Source organism: Pseudomonas sp. ES3-33, from assembly GCF_000952175.1.
In the GTDB taxonomy this organism is placed as follows: Bacteria; Pseudomonadota; Gammaproteobacteria; order Pseudomonadales; family Pseudomonadaceae; genus Aquipseudomonas; species Aquipseudomonas gregormendelii.
This window is the reverse complement of the sequence record NZ_JZRI01000050.1, coordinates 1-19,032: the sequence shown is the minus strand read 5'-3', so window position 1 is coordinate 19,032 and position 19,032 is coordinate 1. Positions and strand designations below refer to the sequence as shown.

The 19,032-nt window shown below is 55.3% G+C and carries 16 protein-coding genes and 1 pseudogene; 5 read left to right on the top strand and 12 right to left on the bottom strand.

The features are described from left to right. Positions 1-13 precede the first annotated feature (13 nt). The 3 genes from UB23_RS08195 to UB23_RS08190 all read left to right on the top strand — a co-directional run bounded on the left by UB23_RS08195 (position 14) and on the right by UB23_RS08190 (position 2,872). Positions 14-2,167, top strand: coding sequence for a TonB-dependent receptor family protein (locus tag UB23_RS08195; RefSeq protein ID WP_045058843.1), 2,154 nt, complete (start codon positions 14-16; stop codon positions 2,165-2,167). A 91-nt stretch (positions 2,168-2,258) separates the two neighbouring features. Then, on the top strand, positions 2,259-2,426 hold the full coding sequence (locus tag UB23_RS29895) for a hypothetical protein (protein ID WP_177328537.1): 168 nt from the start codon (positions 2,259-2,261) through the stop codon (positions 2,424-2,426). Between the two features lie 155 nt (positions 2,427-2,581). Continuing rightward, positions 2,582-2,872, top strand: coding sequence for a hypothetical protein (locus tag UB23_RS08190; protein ID WP_045058842.1), 291 nt, complete (start codon positions 2,582-2,584; stop codon positions 2,870-2,872). Between the two features lie 202 nt (positions 2,873-3,074). Here the strand turns inward: UB23_RS08190 and UB23_RS08185 are convergent, their stop codons facing one another. From UB23_RS08185 to UB23_RS08170, 4 genes are all read right to left on the bottom strand, one after another. Then, entirely contained in the window at positions 3,075-3,272 is a 198-nt protein-coding gene (locus UB23_RS08185; protein ID WP_045058841.1) for a YbdD/YjiX family protein, read from the bottom strand. Positions 3,273-3,282: 10 nt separating this feature from the next. Next, on the bottom strand, positions 3,283-5,340 hold the full coding sequence (locus UB23_RS08180) for a carbon starvation CstA family protein (RefSeq protein ID WP_045058840.1): 2,058 nt from the start codon (positions 5,338-5,340) through the stop codon (positions 3,283-3,285). A 713-nt stretch (positions 5,341-6,053) separates the two neighbouring features. Continuing rightward, positions 6,054-6,872: an inositol monophosphatase family protein gene (locus UB23_RS08175; protein ID WP_045058839.1), complete on the bottom strand. Its 819-nt coding sequence runs from the start codon at positions 6,870-6,872 to the stop codon at positions 6,054-6,056. Between the two features lie 529 nt (positions 6,873-7,401). Beyond that, complete coding sequence (locus UB23_RS08170) at positions 7,402-7,929, bottom strand: hypothetical protein (RefSeq protein WP_236695848.1); 528 nt, start codon at positions 7,927-7,929, stop codon at positions 7,402-7,404. An 84-nt stretch (positions 7,930-8,013) separates the two neighbouring features. On the opposite strand from UB23_RS08170, the gene UB23_RS08165 reads away from it, so the two are divergent. Beyond that, positions 8,014-8,298, top strand: coding sequence for a helix-turn-helix domain-containing protein (locus UB23_RS08165; RefSeq protein ID WP_045058837.1), 285 nt, complete (start codon positions 8,014-8,016; stop codon positions 8,296-8,298). Positions 8,299-8,429: 131 nt separating this feature from the next. Here the strand turns inward: UB23_RS08165 and UB23_RS08160 are convergent, their stop codons facing one another. From UB23_RS08160 to UB23_RS08145, 4 genes and pseudogenes are all read right to left on the bottom strand, one after another. Continuing rightward, positions 8,430-9,440, bottom strand: coding sequence for an XdhC family protein (locus tag UB23_RS08160; RefSeq protein ID WP_045058836.1), 1,011 nt, complete (start codon positions 9,438-9,440; stop codon positions 8,430-8,432). Positions 9,441-9,476: 36 nt separating this feature from the next. Then, a complete protein-coding gene (locus UB23_RS08155) occupies positions 9,477-11,075 on the bottom strand; it encodes a xanthine dehydrogenase family protein molybdopterin-binding subunit (protein ID WP_236695847.1) in 1,599 nt (532 codons plus the stop codon). 53 nt (positions 11,076-11,128) lie between these two features. Next, positions 11,129-11,656 (bottom strand): annotated as a pseudogene (locus UB23_RS08150) (transposase); the annotation flags it as partial. Positions 11,657-11,998: 342 nt separating this feature from the next. Continuing rightward, complete coding sequence (locus UB23_RS08145) at positions 11,999-12,979, bottom strand: NAD(P)H-binding protein (RefSeq protein WP_045058835.1); 981 nt, start codon at positions 12,977-12,979, stop codon at positions 11,999-12,001. A 196-nt stretch (positions 12,980-13,175) separates the two neighbouring features. Here UB23_RS08145 and UB23_RS08140 point away from each other — a divergent pair, with 196 nt between their 5' ends. Continuing rightward, positions 13,176-14,177 (top strand): membrane dipeptidase, encoded by a 1,002-nt coding sequence (locus UB23_RS08140; RefSeq protein WP_045058834.1) that lies wholly within the window; start codon positions 13,176-13,178, stop codon positions 14,175-14,177. A 31-nt stretch (positions 14,178-14,208) separates the two neighbouring features. Here UB23_RS08140 and UB23_RS08135 read toward each other — a convergent pair whose 3' ends face one another. The 4 genes from UB23_RS08135 to UB23_RS28365 all read right to left on the bottom strand — a co-directional run. Then, positions 14,209-15,150: an MBL fold metallo-hydrolase gene (locus UB23_RS08135; protein WP_045058833.1), complete on the bottom strand. Its 942-nt coding sequence runs from the start codon at positions 15,148-15,150 to the stop codon at positions 14,209-14,211. A 31-nt stretch (positions 15,151-15,181) separates the two neighbouring features. Beyond that, positions 15,182-16,045 (bottom strand): MBL fold metallo-hydrolase, encoded by an 864-nt coding sequence (locus tag UB23_RS28370; RefSeq protein ID WP_082069151.1) that lies wholly within the window; start codon positions 16,043-16,045, stop codon positions 15,182-15,184. A 53-nt stretch (positions 16,046-16,098) separates the two neighbouring features. Next, positions 16,099-17,535: a cytochrome c gene (locus UB23_RS08130; protein ID WP_052672979.1), complete on the bottom strand. Its 1,437-nt coding sequence runs from the start codon at positions 17,533-17,535 to the stop codon at positions 16,099-16,101. A 2-nt stretch (positions 17,536-17,537) separates the two neighbouring features. Next, a partial coding sequence (locus UB23_RS28365; protein WP_045058911.1) for a GMC family oxidoreductase occupies positions 17,538-19,032 on the bottom strand: 1,495 nt, incomplete at its 5' end.

Below are 19,032 nucleotides of genomic sequence, written 5' to 3'. Positions count from 1 at the left end.
GGGATTAACTTTGATGCAATCAGTATTCCGGGGAGAGCTACACACGTTAGCGCACGCCATCCGCCAGGCCACCTGGTTAACAACAGTAGGACTAAGCTCCGCCCTGTTGCTCTCAGGCGCCGCCCAGGCAAATGAACAAACCACCACTGGCTCAACCGAACCACAACTGCAAACCGTCACCGTAAAAGGCCAGCAAGCCACACCCGCCGAAACCGCAAAAACCCAGCTCGACCAAGTACCCGGCGGCACCAGCATCGTCGACAGCGAACAAGTGTCCAAAGGCCGCACCGCCACCCTGCAAGACACCCTCGCCTACCAACCCGGCGTATTCGTGCAATCCACCGGCGGCAACGACGCCGCCAAAATTTCCATCCGCGGCTCGGGCGCCAACACCTCGCCCGGCTACTTCCGCGAAGGCATCAAATTCCTCTTCAACGGCTTGCCCATCACCGGCCCCGGCGGCACACCCTACGAATTCCTCAACGGCTCCGGGGTCAACTACACCGAAATCCTGCGCGGCGCCAACGCCTTCCAGTACGGCGCCTTGAGCCTGGGCGGCGCGATCAACTTCGTCAACCAGACCGGCTACACCGCCCCGGGCCTGCGCCTGCGGGCAGAGGCCGGCAGCTATGGCTACAACAAACAAAGCGCCAGCTTCGGCGGAGTCGAGGGCGACTTCGATTACTACATCAACGCCGACAACTATCGCAGCGACGGCTTTCGCGACTACAGCCTGTCAAAAAGCCAGGGCGTGGTCGCCAACTTCGGCTACACATTCAGCCCCAAACTCGAAACCCAGCTGATGCTGCGCTACCGCGACGAGTACCACAACGACCCGAGCGCCACTACCCTGGACCAGGTCAAGCACCACAGCGACCGCGCCAGCGCCACCGCTGCCTCCAGCGGCGCCGGCAGCCGTCGCCCAGGCAGCGTCTGGGCCGGCAGCAAGACCACCTACACCTTCGACGACGACGCCACCTTGTCCGTGGGCCTGGCCTACTACGAGTACGCCCACAACAACAGCCCCAACAGCCCGAGCAACCCAAGCTTCTGGACCTGGCACGACCTCAGCGCCGTGATCAACTACGACCGCACTGATCAATGGTTCGGCCACGAAAGCCGCTCCAGCATCGCCTTCACCTCCACCGAACACCTCAAGGGCGAAGTCGACTCCGCCTTCGCCAACAAGCAGACGCGCAAGCGGGTGGACTACGGCTCGTCCTTCGACCACGTGTTCTCGCTGGGCAACGACCTGGAACTGGTCGACGACCTGTGGCTCACCACCGGCGTGTCCGCCATCAACGTGCGTCGCCACGCCAACGTCAAGGAGTCGCTGGTGGCCAACACCACCGCCTTCCCCACCGACGTGACCTACGACAACTGGAGCCTGGCGCCGCGGATCGGTGTGCGCTACCAGTTCAATCCAGACCTGCAGGTGTTCGCCAACGTCAGCCGCTCGGTCGACCCTCCGGCGTCCTGGGAATATTCGGGCTCCGGCCCCACCGCGCCTTATGTGCGGCCGCTGGTGGAACAGAAAGCCAACACCGTGGAGGTCGGCATCAAGGGTTCCGCGGGGATTTTCGACGGCAGCCTGGCGCTGTATCGCTCGTGGGTGAAGGACGAGTTGCTCAACGTCCAGTTGATCGGCGCCACGCCTACTGCTGCCGCCGTCACCGGCGCGTTTAACGCAACGCCGACGATTCACCAGGGCGTTGAAGCCGGTTTAAACACTCGCCTGTGGGACAACGACAGCGGCGAGCAGGTCTCCCTGCGTCAGGTGTACACCTACAACGACTTCTACTATCGCCATGACCCAACCTTCGGCGACAACCAACTGCCGGGCATTCCCAAGCACGTGTACCAGGGCGAAGTGCAATACGAACATCCGAGCGGCTTCTACACCGGGGTCAACGTGCAGTCGGCCTCGCGCACGGCGGTGGATTACGCCAACAGTTTTTATGCGCCCTCCTACACCATTTTCGGCGCGAACGTGGGCTACGAAACGCCGAACAAGGACTGGAAAGTCTCGCTGGACCTGAAAAACCTGGCGAACAAAAAATACGTCACGGCGGTGCAGCCGCTCTACGACGCCAAGGGCCAGGACACCGCATCCCTGTACCCGGGTGACGGGATCGGCGCCTATGTGGCGGTGGAAATGCGCTACTGATGTCGGGACCGGGGCTTGGATCCAACTCGCCCCACTCTGCCTGGTTCGCTGCTAACCTCAGGTCAGGGACGAACTGGACAGAGGGAGACGTATGGGCCATACACCCAAGCACGGCTGGACCTGGGCCTACCAAAAACTTCGCGGGCTGCACTGCTCGCGCTTCACTGCGCTGTATCGGGCGACCCTGTACGCCGTACGCGGCGATACGGGGACGCTCACCAGCGACGATAACTGGCAGAAGATTCGTCTGCGCCGTTAAACACCACCGATAAACACGCTGAGCCGCCTCACGCACCCGCGCAGGCGGCGCCAGCTGCCACGAAAAATCGCACCCTACCGTTCGTCCACTGGCCAGCACCTATGGCCGGGGCATCCTTCCAATGCTGTGTTAACCACTCGCAAGGAAGATTCAACATGATGAACAGAAAAATTGCGGTGCTCACGCTTGCAGGCGTCATGTCTGCCTTCTCGCTCAACGCTTTCGCGGCCGGCGAATCCACCAGTGGCACGCCGTCGGCGGATGGCACCAGCCAGACCCGCGACCCGGCGCCTAAAGCCACCAACGCCGATCCGGATGCTGCCTCGCTGCCCCAGGGCGCAGACGGCGACACCACCGACAACGGCCCAACGCCCAGCGGTTCCAAGGCGGGCGGTGCGGACAAGGCCGGTGGCGGCAGCAGCAGCGGTGGCAGTGGCGGTAGCTGATCGCAGCTCAGTTTGCTGCGAACACTATCAGTCACTGCACAAACAACTGTGGGAGCCAGCAGTCACTGCAAAAACAACTGTGGGAGCCAGCCTGCTGGCGATGAACTCAACAACGACGCGTACATCCAGAATGCACGCGTCATCGTTGAAGTCCATCGCCAGCAGGCTGGCTCCCACAGGTATTACTCCAGCATTCAACAAATCAACAACACTTCGGCCCGGCCTTGCTCCCGTACCGCGCCTCCTGCCGCTCCCTGAAAAACATCTCGTAATCCATCATCGGCTGGTCCGGGTGCCGGGTCTGCATGTGCTCGACGTAGTTGTCATAGTCAGGCATCCCCACCATCAACCGCGCCGCCTGCCCCAGGTACTTGCCCAGCCGATTCAAGTCATTAAACATGCCGCCCTCCTCAGGCCTCTGGCAGCGCCTGGTACGGTGCTTCCTTATCGGTGCGTTCCTTGCTACCCCAGGCGGCAATACCGACCTTCAGGGCAAAGAACAGGATGCTGAACACCACCAGCAGGAACAGCGCCGTCAGCGTTGCATTGGTGTAGGCGTTGTAGATCACGTGCTGCATCTGGTTGATGTCCTTGGCCGGCGCCAGAATCTGCCCGTTGGCCAGCGCATCGCTGTACTTCTTCGCCAGCGCGAGGAAACCGATCGCCGGGTTGGCATCGAACAGCTTGATGAAACCGGCAGTCGTGGTGCAGATCAACAACCACACCGCAGGCAGCATGGTCACCCACACATAACGCTGACGTTTCATCTTGATCAGCACCACCGTCGCCAGCATCAGCGCGATACCCGCCAGCATCTGGTTGGAGATACCAAACAGCGGCCACAAGGTGTTAATGCCACCCAGCGGATCAATCACGCCCTGATAAAGCAGATACCCCCACATCGCCACACAGCCAGCGGTGGCAATCAGGTTGGCGGCCCAGGACTCGGTGCGCTTCAGCGACGGCACAAACGAGCCGAGCAAGTCCTGCAGCATGAAGCGCCCGGCACGGGTACCGGCGTCCACCGCCGTCAGGATAAACAACGCTTCAAACAGAATCGCGAAGTGGTACCAGAACGCCATGGTGTTTTCACCCGGCAGCAACTGGTGCAGGATTTGCGCGATACCCACCGCGAGGGTCGGCGCACCACCGGCACGGGCCAGGATGGTGGTCTCGCCGATATCCCGGGCCACCGCTTCCAGCGCGTCCGGCGTGATCGCAAAGCCCCAGCTGCTGACCGTCTGCGCAACCGTCACCGCATCGGAACCGACGATCGCCGCCGGGCTGTTCATGGCGAAGTACACACCCGGTTCGATCACCGAAGCGGCGACCATGGCCATGATCGCCACGAAGGATTCCATCAGCATGCCGCCGTAACCGATGTAACGGGCATGCCCCTCGCTGGCCAGCAACTTCGGCGTAGTGCCGGAAGCGATCAGCGCATGGAAACCCGACACCGCACCGCAGGCGATGGTGATAAACAGGAACGGAAACAGACCGCCTTTCCACACCGGGCCAGTGCCGTCGATGAACTGGGTCAGGGCTGGCATTTTAAGGTCTGGCATGGTCACCAGGATGCCGATCGCCAGGGCCAAGATGGTGCCGATTTTCAGGAAGGTCGACAGGTAGTCGCGGGGTGCGAGGATCAGCCACACCGGCAGCACCGCAGCGACAAACCCGTAACCAATCAGCATCCAGGTGATCTGGATCCCGGTGAAGGTAAACGCCTTGGCCCACACCGGATCAGCAGCAATCTGGCCACCCAGCCAGATCGAGCCCAGCAGCAGCAACACGCCCACCACCGAGATCTCGCCAATGCGGCCCGGGCGGATATAGCGCATGTAGATGCCCATGAACATCGCGATCGGCACGGTCGCCATCACGGTGAACATGCCCCACGGACTCTCGGCCAGGGCTTTGACCACGATCAGCGCCAGCACCGCGAGGATGATGATCATGATCAGGAAGCAGCCGAACAAGGCGATGGTGCCAGGGATGCGGCCCATTTCCTCACGGACCATATCGCCCAGGGAGCGACCGTTGCGGCGGGTGGACAGGAACAGCACCATGAAGTCCTGCACCGCACCGGCCAGCACCACACCGGCGATCAGCCACAGGGTACCGGGCAGATAACCCATCTGCGCCGCCAGTACCGGACCCACCAAAGGCCCCGCGCCGGCGATGGCCGCGAAGTGGTGACCGAACAGCACGTGTTTATTGGTGGGAACGTAGTCCAGACCATCGTTGTTGAGCACGGCAGGCGTGGCTCGGTTGGGGTCAAGCTGCATCACCTTTTTGGCGATGAACAGGCTGTAGTAGCGATAAGCGACGAGGTAGATGGCGACTGCTGCGACTACGATCCACAGGGCGTTGATGGCTTCGCCGCGGCGCAGGGCCACGACACTCAGCGCGAACGCTCCCAGGACAGCCACGGCAAACCAGGCAAGGTGTTTAGCCAGACGGGGCATATGCGTCTCCTGCCGACAGCGCATGGCTGCGGCGGTAATTTTTATAATTGTGTCCGCTGTGCGGAGCGGGCCCAATATCCGCGCATGCCGTCCACAAATAAATCCGCAGAACTACGTACAACCGGACTACGTAGTTCTACGTAGACGCCCCATCGTTTAGATGCCCAAGCCCACCCCTGTGGGAGCCCTAGGTGATCATTAGAAATGAGAGCGATGTCATTAGAAATGAGAGCCCCGTCCCGCGCCCCCGCACCGACAGTATTCTTGGTATATTTGCCCATTTTTTTAGTGTCCAGAATCCCGCGAAGACAGAAAACATGGCCTCTTCGTCGCACTCGGATGGAATTCATGTAATTTCCGTCGGATGCGTCACAAAGATGGATTCTTAGTCGTGAGTAGCTCGCTACGCCTGCCGTCAGAACTACGACTTTGCGAGCACGGCTCTCTTATACGGCTGAGCAACCGAGGCCGTTCGATATCAGACTTTCGGCGCACGAGGCGGTGGGCACAGTAGCTTGAACGGGTGATATCAAAAACTTAGCACGGCCAATCAATCGGCTCATGGACGCTAAGCTGATTCACCTTCCAATTCTCCTGCTGTACGAAACACGCTGCTGGCGAGCAGCGGGAGAATTGTCTGACGCCCGAAGCGTCACCATTGCTATGGATTAATTATAAACGCCAGAGTCAATGATTGCCGTTCAAGCTTCGCCCTATTCCGCTGTGAAAATACGATTCCAATCTCGAGCCACCAAAGTCCGACACGCGATCTCTGCTCCCCCGAAGCAGCGTCTTGAAACGGTCTGCATGTTTGCTTCTGTTACATAGAAAATTGATTCACCATTTTCATTGACCAAAATGCCACCCGCACCTCGCAACAACGCATGTCCTGCGACGACGTCATGTGCAGAAACCGCGTACAGAGAAATTCCGCAGACGCCATCTCCTGCGGCGACTTTTGCAAGCCTGTAGGCAATTGAGGGCATAGGAACAATGCTGCCGGGAGCACAGAGTTCGCGATTGATCTCAGACTTGTAAACCGCAGCGGCACTCACCATCACGCGAGTGCTGCGCGACAACGCCATTTCAGAAAGCTTCGTTACTACTGGTTGTCCATTGCGCAACAAATCGGGTAGTCCCTCAGACCAGGCGATGCAATCAGGCGAGCCCTCAACAGTGACTGGTGCGTAGACCACGCCCAATACCGGAATTTGCTTATGCAGAAGGCCGACAGAAATGGCAGACCCTTTGAGACCTTTGAGAAAATCACTCGTACCGTCGTTAGGATCGACGACCCAACACCAGGAATGTCCCGTGAGGCTATGTCCGGTTTCCTCGCCCCAGAAGTCACAAGAAAAAAGTCCTAGAAGTTGCTGGCGTAAAACGCGTTCGATTTCTATGTCTACTATGGCCTTATCGCCCTTCCCTCGTGGTCCATTTACCCTCGCCCATTCCGCAATAAGTAGCTGCCCCGCGCGGATAACTACCTCGATAGTCTGAGTGAGTAGCATTGGAAGATTTGATTTGTGCATGGGGCTCTCAATATCGGAAGAAATACTGGGACGCTTGATGAGGGTTAGGCTGTCAGCTAGGCAATTCAGATTTGTCTATGCATCCAGAGGGCATTATCTGCCCTCATGTGATGGGTCGAAAATAGGCGTGTGCAGCCGCGGTCACCTTGAGGATTAGGGTTATGCTAGCCGCCCGCAAGGCGCCCAGTAGGTTCATGTTCTATTCCGAATTGCGAGGCCGCATCAAGAAATCTATGTGGTGCTTCATTAGATCTATTTGCCATCATGCGCTGAGCTTCGGCCTCAAATTGAGCCTTTAAAAACCACTTAGACGTTTTAACTTTACGTCTTCCTTTCATGGCCGCTTCTCATGAACGCTGTTGGGTAAGGGGGCTTCGTCGGCGCGTTCGTCGTGACCTTTCGCCGGCGGCGATGATTGATGTGGAGGTCGATAAGTTTGAAAGCCGAAAGTATCCGTACCCTCCTCCTCGGTTTGATCTGCAAAAAGGTCCTTTGGGATTGGGCTACGGTACCAATGGGGAGTCGCCAACTACTCAGGGGCATCCTCCTCATCAGGTAGATTTACCGCGTTGACCATTCGAGTGATGACGACCGACAACCAGGTTTGATGGGCAACAAGCTCTGGATCAACGTCACCATCCGCATTGGACGTTTCATAGAGTGATCTCCAGCACTGGATATCTGCTGGGTCGACCTTAGCGTTGTCTCTGAATACAGCTTTTGAAGCAAGCCGGTAGGCGTAGGTATCCAAGCAAGCGCCATCAGCAAACCTTAGCTCGACTCGGCCAAAATCAAGCACATTATCAGCGATCCATCGCGGAGAGCCGTTAAGTTTTGGGGGAATTGCCAGCAGGACGCCAACGATCGCCTTTTCTGAATCAGGCCGATCCAATTCGTTGAACAGGTCGATCAGATGTTGACCGGAGAAGCGTTTGACTATCTCTATGCCCTGCTCCGGCTGCGTAACGTTCGCCACTGCGACCATTAGCATGGTTGAAGGACTGTGCTCATTACTCGTCGCAGATACCTGACGGGCGCTTATCTTAAGTGCGGGCATAAATCTTTCTCAAAATGAACACTATAGATTGTAGCCCTATAGAGTTCAAAAAGGCTTCATCGTTCCTTTTGTGGATTAAGCAAAATGGAACTCAGGGAAGCATTTGCCATTGCGTTACGTAACACGCGCGTTCGCCACGGCTTGACCCAAGAAGACTTTGGAATTGTGAGTAGCAGGACCTATCTCAGTACGCTTGAGCGAGGCCTGAAAAATGTCACATTGGAGAAGGCTTCCGAGCTCGCGGAGAGAATGGACGTCCATCCGCTGACTCTCCTTGTCGAGTGTTTTCTGCTCCTTGATCCAGCGGCTGATTTTGACTCGTTGATTGAGCGCATTCGGCACGAGATCGAAGCAGGTCTAACTGGCTAGAGACCAGAAGGGTTCAATACAGATGCAACATCCGATAACTGTCAGCCCCGGATATTGTACGATGCGTCTTGTCCTCTCATGCAATGCCCATTCAACAACGCTTTGGTTCACTCGGTGTAGATCACAGAGACTCAGGCGCTTGCAATCAGCGATAAAACCCGCGGCTCAACAAATGACTTTTTCTGTACCGCATGGACACCATTCTTGATCGAGACGATTTCGGCCATCAGGGACAAGGCTATTTCCGGTGGAGTATGACTACCAATATGTAAACCAACGGGTCCATGCAATCGCCCGACTTCGTCTTCTGACAACCCCAGTAAAAGGAGGTTTTCTCGACGTTTGAGTGTGTTGACTCGTGAGCCAAGCGCACCGATATAGAAAGCGTCGGATTTCAGTGCGGTCAGTAATGCCATGTCATCCAACCGTGGATCATGAGTCAGCGCGACGATGGCGGTATGCGCATCAGGGAAAATAGCTTGCACTGCATCGTCAGGCATTCCTGGAACAAAACGGGCCCCTTCGTCGTCCCAACCATAGGCAAACTCTTCTCGCGGATCGCAGATAAGGACGTCGAAATCCAGCATTCGTGCAATAGAGGCCGCGTAGCGCGACAGTTGCCCAGCGCCAATCAACAGCAGACGCCAGCGCGGTCCATAAACAGTCTTCAGCCGTTTTCCGTCGAATTCAAGGATATCATCGCGCGTTGCGCCACCCAGTTTTGACTGACCTGTGCTTATCGACAGTTCACGACTCACAATTTCGTGGTTTTCGCAGCACGTCAATAATTCTTCGACCCAGGACGCATCAGTTATCCGTTCCTCGGTTAGCCGTAACGTGCCTCCGCACGGCAGTCCAAAGCGGGCCGCTTCTTCCCTGCTCAACCCGTAGGTGATCAGCTGCACGGGAACATTGAGCGTTAATTGATCTCGTTCCGACTGACGACGTGCGATCAGATCATCTTCAATGCACCCTCCGGACACTGATCCGATCACCATGCCGTCTTCGCGCAAGGCTAACATCGCGCCCGGTGGACGCGGAGCACTCCCCCACGTCTGTATGACGGTGTAAAGCCAGACACGATGTCCGTCACGGCGCCATTGCAGTACATTTTTCAAGACATTGAGGTCGACGCTGTCCATGGGGCCTCCGGACATGATTGAAGGTAGGGACGGCAATCAAGCGTGCGTAGTTGCGGTATGCCCCAGCGCGGCCAACACTTTTGGCTCGGTGAAAGGGATCGACCGCAGACGCACGCCCGTAGCGTCGAACACCGCGTTACCGACCGCCGCACACACCACTGTTGCGGCAATTTCACCCACGCCCAGCGGAGGTTCCGTGGGGCGTTCGATCAATTCAATTTCGATCTCCGGAACTTCCGGAAATGTCAGGATAGGATAGGACGCCCAGTCCCGACTGGTAACAGTGGACTGATCAAATTTGAGCTCTTCGCGCAAGGTACGACTTAGTGTTTGTACGATGCAGCCTTCAATCTGGTTGCGAGTCCCATCGGGATTAATCACAAGCCCGCAGTCATGAGTGACGTAGAACTTGCGCGCCAGGATCTTGCCGGTTTTTCGGTTTACCTCAACCTCCGCCACCATGGCCACGTAAGTTTTCGACAAGTCATATTTGACGTAGGCCAATCCCCTCCCCCTTACCGTATCGTCGGTACCGACCGGGCGAGGATAAGTTCCTGCCTGCCACTTCGATATCGCCGCCAAACGTTGCAACACCTCGGCACCACGCAGGTCGGTCGGATCGATGCTTTTGAGACGAATCGTCATCGGATCAATTCCTTCGACTGCAGCGATTTCGTCGAGAAAACTTTCGTTGGCAAAAGTGTTCTGCATCCGTCCGGGGGAGCGAATCCAGGCAGGACGAAACGGCGTATTGGCCAGGCGATGACCTTGCGTGAGGATATTGGCGAAGCGATAGGGAATGCCTGAATTACCCATCACGCCGCCTGGCGAGATGAAGTCTTCATGGGGCATGCCGCTCAGTTCGGCAGCAATCAGCGCTACCGTGCCCGGTTTGCCGTCCGGCACGAAAAAGTCGCTTTGCCAAGCAGTCAGATGGTTATCGGCGTCGAAGCTGGCCTGCATATCGATGAGCGTCGGAGGGCCCTTCGGGTCCCATCCGTGTTCATCGGCACGCATCCACTGTACGCGCACCGGCTTGTCCATGATCTTCGCCAGCAAAGCTGCATCTGCCGCAGCGTCCTCATGACCATTGCGACCGTAGCAACCTGCACCCTCGAGGTAAATGGCGCGCACGTTTTTTGGATCAAGCTTGAACATTATCGCTAACTGCCGACGCAGAGCGTGCGCGCCTTGGGATGCAGTCCAGCAAGTCAGATCTCCGTCCTTGAACTGGGCAATGGCGCACGACGGGCCGATGGAGCCATGGGTATGAATGGCGAAATCGTAGGTGGATTTCAACATGCGATGGGCGCTACGCAATGCCGCACCGGTATCGCCTAAGTTGCTGGAGACTTCGGTATTCGTCACGGGGGTAGCACGCACATGCTCCCAAAGCTTTTCCTGCTCAGGCAATCCAGTCCATTGCGTCCACAAAGCGTTGAGGGTTCTCGCAGCCGGGATCGCTGACCATTCCGTCTTTCCCACTACGGCCAGGAAATTGCCTTCGCGTACGACTTTCAGCAGTCCCGGAATCTCCTTGACCGCCCCCTGATCGACGCTGACAAGCGTCGCCCTCATGGCGGGCGGTCGAATGACTCGTGCATGGAGCATCCCCGGAACCTTGAAGTCCTGCATGTAAGTAAAGTCGCCTGTGACTTTGGGCGGAATATCTCGGCGAGCGGCGGATTTCGCTTCGGTAGCGTTTCGGCCAGAGCCTCTTCATCTAGTACCTCAAGGTACTCACGCACGGCGCGGGTGCTCAGGGATGGATCGCTCCAGTTGACCGGTTCATCTCCCGGTACGCCGCGCTGCTGACTCGCATCCGCTTTGATGATGCTGGCGTCCACGGCAAAGCCTTCGCCCTTGACCAGACCGGCGTCCATGCAGCGACGCAGCACTTCATTGAACAACCAGCGAAACAGATCACTGTCCCGAAAACGGCCGTGTCGATTTTTGGAAAAGGTCGAGTGGTTGGGGATTTCGTCTCAAGGCTCAACCGGCAGAACCAGCGATACGCCAGGTTCAAATGGGCATCTCAGTTCGGGATCAATCGACGGACGCCCAATCGGGCTATAGATATCGGCGAGGTAATGGCGCAGGTCGCTCAGATCGAGACATTGATCAATGCTGCGCAGAAGGTGATTGGCTGGAATGTGATCTTCAAGGTTGAACGAGTAAAACAGCCGCTCCTGCCCACTCGATAACTGTCCCATCATGCTGCGTGCTTCCCTGCTGGCCAATGCAGAGATTTTGCCGCAGGCCAGACAGAAGAGCTACTTTTTCAACAGAATCGGCCAAAAGCAGACGTCGGATGCTTTTAGGAAATCGGGGCGATCCAGTATCGTCCTTTCAGGTTTTCCATCACAGTGAATGGTTTGAAAATGGAGCTGAGCGAACCTGATTGATTAGATTCCAATAGCAGATTTTCGCATTATGTAGTTCGGGGAAAGATGTTCGACATGACCCAATCCCCGGAAGGGGATCCTCCCGACATCTGTCGCCACTGGCCAACATCGAGCCAAGAAGGTCATTAATTCAGCACCGTGCGACCGATTTCCTCAGGTATGTCTTTTCGGCAAACATCTCATTCCCACCAATGTAGCCTCCACAGCCTGATCCAATGGGGTATGCGGCTCATGCCCGAGCGTGGCCAGCAGCCGCGAGTTGGTCATTTGCGCAGGAACACGCCACATGTACCGCAATTCCAGCATCTCGCGAAAGGTTGCCATGAACGGTGAGGCCAATCTAACGAACCACCAGGGGAACCTACGTAGCTTGGGCTGCGCACCACCAGACTTATTCACGACTCTACAGATTGCTTCAGCCATCTGGTTTCCGTCATTGTCCCAATGACCATTCATGTGAAATACCGCGAAGGGCAGTAACTTTCCACGACATTCCAGCAGCATCGCCATTGTGCGCGCGGCATCTGGAAGATAGGCCCACTGATGACCGACGCCTGGAGCTCCTGGAAGGCTTATGTGGTTAACGGGCTGACCTGGTTTAACTAAGGCCTGAGCAAACCAACTTTGCACCGCTTTTGGCCCAAAGAATTCCCCCGCCCTGAGGATAATCACGCGACATCCTCGCGTGGTAGCAGTGCGCAAACGTTCTTCTAGCTCCACGCGGATGGCACCTTTACGAGAAACCGGTTTTTGCGGAGAGTGCTCATTTACGAGTGGAAAAGCGCTGGGGCCGAAGTTATATAGCGTGCCTGGTAGAACGATGGTTGCGCCCAGAACCTTGGCTGCAGCAATGGTGTTGTCCAGCATTGGCAGTACAAGCTCAGCCCAGCGTAGATAGCCCGGGGGATTAACTGCATGGACGATCACTGAACAGCCCTGCGCCGCTGCCATCACCGTATGGCCGTCCATCGCGTCGCCAATCACCCAGGTTACTCCGTCGCGTTTCCCTGCAAGGTTCGCCTCGCCACGTCGCAATGCATGTACGTCCCAGCCGCGTTCGCACAGCTGGCGCATCACCTCGCCGCCGATTCCCCCCGTGGCCCCCAATATCAATACTTTTTTGGTATCCGCCATGGCGAATCTCCTGCCTCAATTGCAACTGAGTGAATCTGAGCGAGTTTCGATAGACCACGAAAACGCCGTGGACTTATTTTCCCTACTGGGTACTCGCTGACTGGAAGAAACATGCATCATGCAAGCGACGGTCAGGGAGTAAAGATGACCCCGCTCCAGGCCAGAACCCTATGCTGCAGCCAAAGATGGGCAAGACATGACCCTCAAGCAATCGCAATCGGACACCACCCCAGTCGTTCAGTGGGAAGCGCACGCGTGCCTGCCTTTGATTCCCGGGCAGGACATGTCCTGCCTGACAAGGTATCGCGACGCCGGCTTCCATCATGTATCGATCAACGTGGGCATGGACATGACCCCGTTTATTACCGTTATGCGAATGATCGCGGGGTTTCGTCAATGGCTGGCTTTTCACAGTGAAGACTTCGTACTCGTGACCACCACTGACGATATTTACCAAGCCCGCAGTCATGGAAAGCTGGCAGTTTCTTTCGATCTCGAAGGTTCCAATATGCTCCATCAGGATCTCGCCATGGTCGAGCTATTTGCGACTTTAGGCGTTCGCCAGATGTTGCTCGCCTACAACCGGGACAACAGCTGCTCGGGCGGCTGCCATGGAAAAGGGACCGGGTTGACCCCCCTTGGTCGCGAGGTTGTTGGCGCTATGAATGCTGCCGGGATCATTGTCGACTCCTCCCATGCGAGCAAACGTTCAAGTCTCGAAATTATGGAAATTTCACAGCGGCCTGTGATTTTTTCCCACACTAACGTTAAAGCGATTTTCGACCATCCGCGAACAATCGATGACGAGCAAATCTTCGCTTGTGCGGGTCAAGGCGGCGTCATTGGCCTCACCGGTTTAGGTATTTTCATGGGCGATCCATCCGCATCGGTAGCGGCATACGTTCGTCAAATCGATTATCTGGCCGAACGTATCGGGACAAGCCACATAGGCTTGGGCCTGGATACCGAGCTATATCCGGAACACAAAGATCTGCCAGAGGGTGAAAGCGAGGACGACTGGTGGCCACATGAGCACTACGAGCAAATGAACGGTCACAAACAGTTGCAGCCGGAAATGCTTGGGGAGGTTGCGCAACAATTGACCCGCCTGGGTTACGCACCCTCGGAGATCAACGCCATTTACGGTGAAAACTTCATGCGTATCGCCAAATGCACATGGCCGAGATCGCTGAACTGACAGGCGCGAGTGTCCACTTAAAATAAAAGATTCAATCTGTGGCCGAATAGGGAATTGGATGCCAAATGTAGACTGCAGCACGATGTTCGACGTGGCCAAATCCTGGAAAGGATATGTGTGCGCCCCCGACCAGATACCCTTCTTTGCCTGCTTGTTCTAAAGCTTTAAGTCGCGAACTGGCAGCATCGGTCGCGTTCACGTCGTATTGGATCGTAATGTCAGGATGGTCCAGTTGCACTTCGGTCGAGTGAACGGTGTCACCCCAAAGCAATAGCTTCTGCCCCTTGCTTTCGATCATGTAGCCAGTGTGGCCCGGCGTGTGGCCGTGCAATGGAATTGCGCTAACCCCAGGAAACAGGTTGACCGGCGCGGTGAATGTTTTCAACTGACCTGAGTCGACATAAGGGCCTACCGTTTTACGCGACTGCTCGAAGGTGGTTTTACGGTCGGCAGGGACTTTGGCCTCTTCGGCCTGACTCAACCACAGAGCAGGGTCTGCCTTATCGACATAGACGGCAGCTTTGGGGAACACACGCTTCCCCGCTACGGTTAAGCCACCCGAGTGGTCTGCATGAATGTGAGTAAGCAGGATCGTGTCGATATCTTCCGGCTTGTAACCCGCCGCTTGAAGATTGGCAACCACTTTCCCCGAGCCCGGACCAAACAACTCACCAGCGCCCGTATCCACGAGGATGCGTTGCTTACCCGTATCAATCAAAAAGCAGTTGATGGAAAGCTCGACCGGTAGCGCTTCATGCGCGGCGGCGTAAGCGGCACGCACTACAGCAGGTTTGCTCATGATCGAAGCGAGATCCCTGGGCGCTGTCCCGTCAGACAAAACCGTGACCTTGAAATCCCCGAGAGGAATTCGGTAGTAGCCAGGCGCCTGTGCCAGCGGAGTTGCGCTGGCTGAACCAGCGGCCAAAAAAAACACGGCGACTGAAGACACTATAAAACTGTGGAGTATGTTCATATACAAGCCTCATCTTTTTGCGGAATTTAAATTAAATAAATTCCCAGATATATTGCTCATTGTCTTTAGTAATACGACCCACTGAAGACTCGGTGAAGTGGCTGGTGAACACGGTAATATGATCGGAAAGACTGTGCTCAAGAAACCATTTTCGAGACTCACGAGCTGCTGATTGGCTCATACAGAACATTGAATTCCAATCAGTAAATGCAATTTGTAGCGGGCTATGCATGACATCTCCACAGAACAACGCAACCTCATTGCCTGATTCAATGGCGATACTCATGTGACCAGGGCTATGACCTGGAGTGGGATAAAATCTAATCCCTGGCAGGAACTCGCCACCTTGATTGTCGATGATTTGCAACTGACCTGCATCACGCACCGGACGGATACTGTCTTCAAAAATCATCATTCGTGGAGCAGCCGCTGGCGTGTCGTAAAAGTCTAATTCAGCTTGGGAACACACATGAACTGCATTCACAAAAGTCGGAACCCATACGCCATCTTTCAAAACCGTGTTCCAACCCACATGGTCGGCGTGAAGATGAGTATGAAGTACATAATCAATATCTTCAGGACGTTTCCCTGCCAGTGTTAGGTTTTCCATCCATGGACTATTCAATTGGTGAAATATACTGCTGAAAGGTCGATCTTTAAAATTGCCAGAAGCCGTATCAATCAACAGTCTATGGTGTGGCGTCTCAACCAACCAACTGTGAATACTCATTTCAACAGCGCTGTCCTGTGTTATTCCCGCAGCCGACGCAAGCGAACCTAGCAACTGTGGAGTGGCATCAGGAAAAAGCTGAACTACTGATAGCGTACTAAAAAGCTGCTCGGTAATTTTTGTAATCCGAAGATCACCAATTTCATAAAAACCAGAACTATTCATGTTTCTCCTTCTTCGCAGCCGGTAGGCAACACGCTGCTAAATGAGTTTCAACGTTAGGAGGTTGGGAAGCTCGCTGTTCCTTTTGTGCGCGATCGAGATCGACGTCTCAACCACCAAACACCCAGCAGCACTACTATAAGTGCACCCCCTGCCATGCCAATTCTTGCCCATAGGATAAGGTTCGATGCTGGCCCTCCTTGGCGGACAGTCGCTACAATTTCCGAAGTAACTTTTACAGACAGTTGTCCATAGTTCGACAGAATATAGTTCGCCAATGAGACAATCTGAGTGTCGCTAAGGGCGTTGAGGTCTGCGGGTTTCCCACCGAAGCCGGGCATATAAACTTGGCCTTTCGTGGTCGTTCTATCGACGCCGTTTAGAATGGTAGCCACAAGGTTGTTGGCATTAATAGAACCGGTCGCCGAATTATGGAACAAACTTGGATAATATCCATCTCTAGTGCCTTGGGCTTTGTCCAGATGACAGCTTGCACAATTACCTTGGAAAAGCTGGGCGCCAGTAGCCGTTTCTTCCAATGAGGTTGAAGACGTCACACCGCGAAAAACTGCCGTTTCGGAACTGGCTTTTCCTTGTGAAAACCGATTATTCGATTCGCCTTCGTCATTTATAGCCGGGACGCGCCTGATGTACGTGGCTATCGCGCTTAAGTCCTGATCCGTAAGATACTGGAAACTGTCTTCAACCGCTTCTGCCATACTTCCAGCCGCCTGGGCTTTTCCATGGAGTTTGCCAGTTCGAAGATATTCGACTAATTCTGTATTACTCCAGATGCCTATCCCGCTAATCGGGTCTGATGTAATATTTGGCGCGTACCAGGCTCCCACCAATCCACCACTCATTGCCGAGCCGCTTTTTTTCTGCATCAGCAGGCCCCGTGGGGTATGGCATTCTGCGCAGTGTGCCGCCCCTTCAACCAGATACCTGCCGCGATTCCATTCACTGGACTGCCCCGGGTCATCCTTCATCGGCCGACCGGGCAAGAACAGCAAGTTCCATGCTTTCATGGACATGCGAATATTCATTGGGAATGGCAGCGAGGTTTTTGGCGCCGGCGTGTCCACCGCTTTGACACCGTCTTTGAAGTACGCATAAAGCGCTTTTATATCAACATCGCTGAGTGCCGAGTAGGACGCATATGGCATTGCTGGATATAGATTCGCGCCATCCCTACGAATGCCTTTACGCAAGGCCGAAGAGAATTGTCCTTCACTATATAAGCCGATGCCTGCGGAATTGGATGGGGTAATGTTGCTGGCAAATATCTTCCCGACGGGAGATACAATAGCCAACCCACCCGCAAATTCCGCCCCCCCTTTAACTGTGTGGCAGGCAGCACAATCGGATGCAATTGAAAGGTATTTTCCACGCGCTATCAGGTCTGTTTGTGGTTGCTCGCCGGCCACGCACGTCCCACTGGCGACGCACATCACTACGGCACTGTTCATAACCCAGGATTTAAAGGAATACATGATCAAGCATTCCTTAATTGGGTAACGATGGCGTCCGCAGACTTGAGCGCTAACGCCGCCATCGTTAGCGTACTGTTACCGCTTCCGGAGGTAACCATCGCTCCCCCCCCCGGTAAAAAAAGGTTGGAATGATCGTGTGCTCTACAGTCGAGATCGACCACGGATGTGGCAGAATCTCGACCCATGATCGTCCCTCCCATGATGTGATCACTTTGAACAAATTCCGTCGTCACCTGGAAATGAGTTGCCCCCAAGGCTTCGGCCAGTCTTTTAGCAATAGGCACCGAGTATTCCTGTGCAGATCTCCGAACATAGGCGCCGACGTCGTAGTAAATATTAGGTTTGGGTATGCCCAGCCAATCTTTTTTGTTGGAAAGTGTTAGACGATTGTCAGGATCTGGCAGCAGCTCGTGCTCTATCGCTATTTCTGCGGTGCACGCTGACAGTCGACGTATCTCCGTATCCAACGCTTTGCCAACCAGTCCTTTTTCCAGAGCGGCGAATGCGCCAACTCTGCTACGAGCCATATTATTGAAGCGAAACAGTGCCCCACCGTGACGGCTCCGAAAATCGCCTTGAGAAGTTTCAATAATACTGCTGCCTTGTACTGGACCCACTCCAGTCCAAGCGGGCTCTGCAAGTTCAAGAGCGACCACGAGTTTTGGTTGATCCATCATATTTCTTCCCACTTGGCCAGAACTGTTAGCGAAGCCTTCGGGGTTTTGCTCATTTTTAGACATCAGCAGTATTTTAGGTGACTCAATACCGTTGCAAGCGACGACGAATAATTTGCCACTTATCCGATGGGAAACTTTGCTACTGTCAAAATAATGTGCAGCCACAATTTCATTTTTCGCGCCTGCCTCGAGTCGGTAAACAACCGAATCGCACATTATCTTGCCGCCCTTGGATTCAATTCTTGGGAGCGTAGCCGCGGCATCATATTTGGCGGCAACTGGACAGACAGGAATGCAATTATTGTTGCCGCAGCAAGGTGGCCGTCCGTCGTAGGCAACTTCGCTGTTGCGCGCTTGCGCTGAGGGGTGATTGCGCAACCCTATCGATGCCGCGGCCTCGGTAAATCGCTGCTCTCCAGGCCCAAAAGGAAATGGGCCCATCGGGTAAGGTTTTGAGCGAATGGGCGGCCACTGCAGTTCAGGATCAGAAGGACCTGCAACACCCATCGCGTACTCTGCACGAACGTAATACGGCTCAAGTGTCGCGTAATCCAAGTCCCAGTCTCGGCCCACCCCGTACAAACTTTTCAGGCGCATATCGTCAGGTGTCAAACGCCAACAAATGCCAGCCCAATGCCAGGTTGCACCGCCCGCATACCGGACATACCCTTGCTGGTATGCACGGGCATTCGGCCCCTCAAGTTGCAGGTATTCTGCGGCTTGCTCAGGCGTAGCAGACTCGACGTGTGGCGCCCAAGGTTTAGGTGGATAAGCGGCGTTAAAACGGGATCGCGCAGACGGTGAAAGATTTCTGTAATTC

Coding starts and splice junctions, on each gene's coding strand:
- UB23_RS08195 (WP_045058843.1), top strand. CDS start 14: ATGCAATCAGTATTCCGGGGAGAGCTACACACGTTAGCGCACGCCATC.
- UB23_RS29895 (WP_177328537.1), top strand. CDS start 2,259: ATGGGCCATACACCCAAGCACGGCTGGACCTGGGCCTACCAAAAACTT.
- UB23_RS08190 (WP_045058842.1), top strand. CDS start 2,582: ATGATGAACAGAAAAATTGCGGTGCTCACGCTTGCAGGCGTCATGTCT.
- UB23_RS08185 (WP_045058841.1), bottom strand. CDS start 3,272: ATGTTTAATGACTTGAATCGGCTGGGCAAGTACCTGGGGCAGGCGGCG.
- UB23_RS08180 (WP_045058840.1), bottom strand. CDS start 5,340: ATGCCCCGTCTGGCTAAACACCTTGCCTGGTTTGCCGTGGCTGTCCTG.
- UB23_RS08175 (WP_045058839.1), bottom strand. CDS start 6,872: ATGCACAAATCAAATCTTCCAATGCTACTCACTCAGACTATCGAGGTA.
- UB23_RS08170 (WP_236695848.1), bottom strand. CDS start 7,929: ATGCCCGCACTTAAGATAAGCGCCCGTCAGGTATCTGCGACGAGTAAT.
- UB23_RS08165 (WP_045058837.1), top strand. CDS start 8,014: ATGGAACTCAGGGAAGCATTTGCCATTGCGTTACGTAACACGCGCGTT.
- UB23_RS08160 (WP_045058836.1), bottom strand. CDS start 9,440: ATGGACAGCGTCGACCTCAATGTCTTGAAAAATGTACTGCAATGGCGC.
- UB23_RS08155 (WP_236695847.1), bottom strand. CDS start 11,075: ATGCAGGACTTCAAGGTTCCGGGGATGCTCCATGCACGAGTCATTCGA.
- UB23_RS08145 (WP_045058835.1), bottom strand. CDS start 12,979: ATGGCGGATACCAAAAAAGTATTGATATTGGGGGCCACGGGGGGAATC.
- UB23_RS08140 (WP_045058834.1), top strand. CDS start 13,176: ATGACCCTCAAGCAATCGCAATCGGACACCACCCCAGTCGTTCAGTGG.
- UB23_RS08135 (WP_045058833.1), bottom strand. CDS start 15,150: ATGAACATACTCCACAGTTTTATAGTGTCTTCAGTCGCCGTGTTTTTT.
- UB23_RS28370 (WP_082069151.1), bottom strand. CDS start 16,045: ATGAATAGTTCTGGTTTTTATGAAATTGGTGATCTTCGGATTACAAAA.
- UB23_RS08130 (WP_052672979.1), bottom strand. CDS start 17,535: ATGTATTCCTTTAAATCCTGGGTTATGAACAGTGCCGTAGTGATGTGC.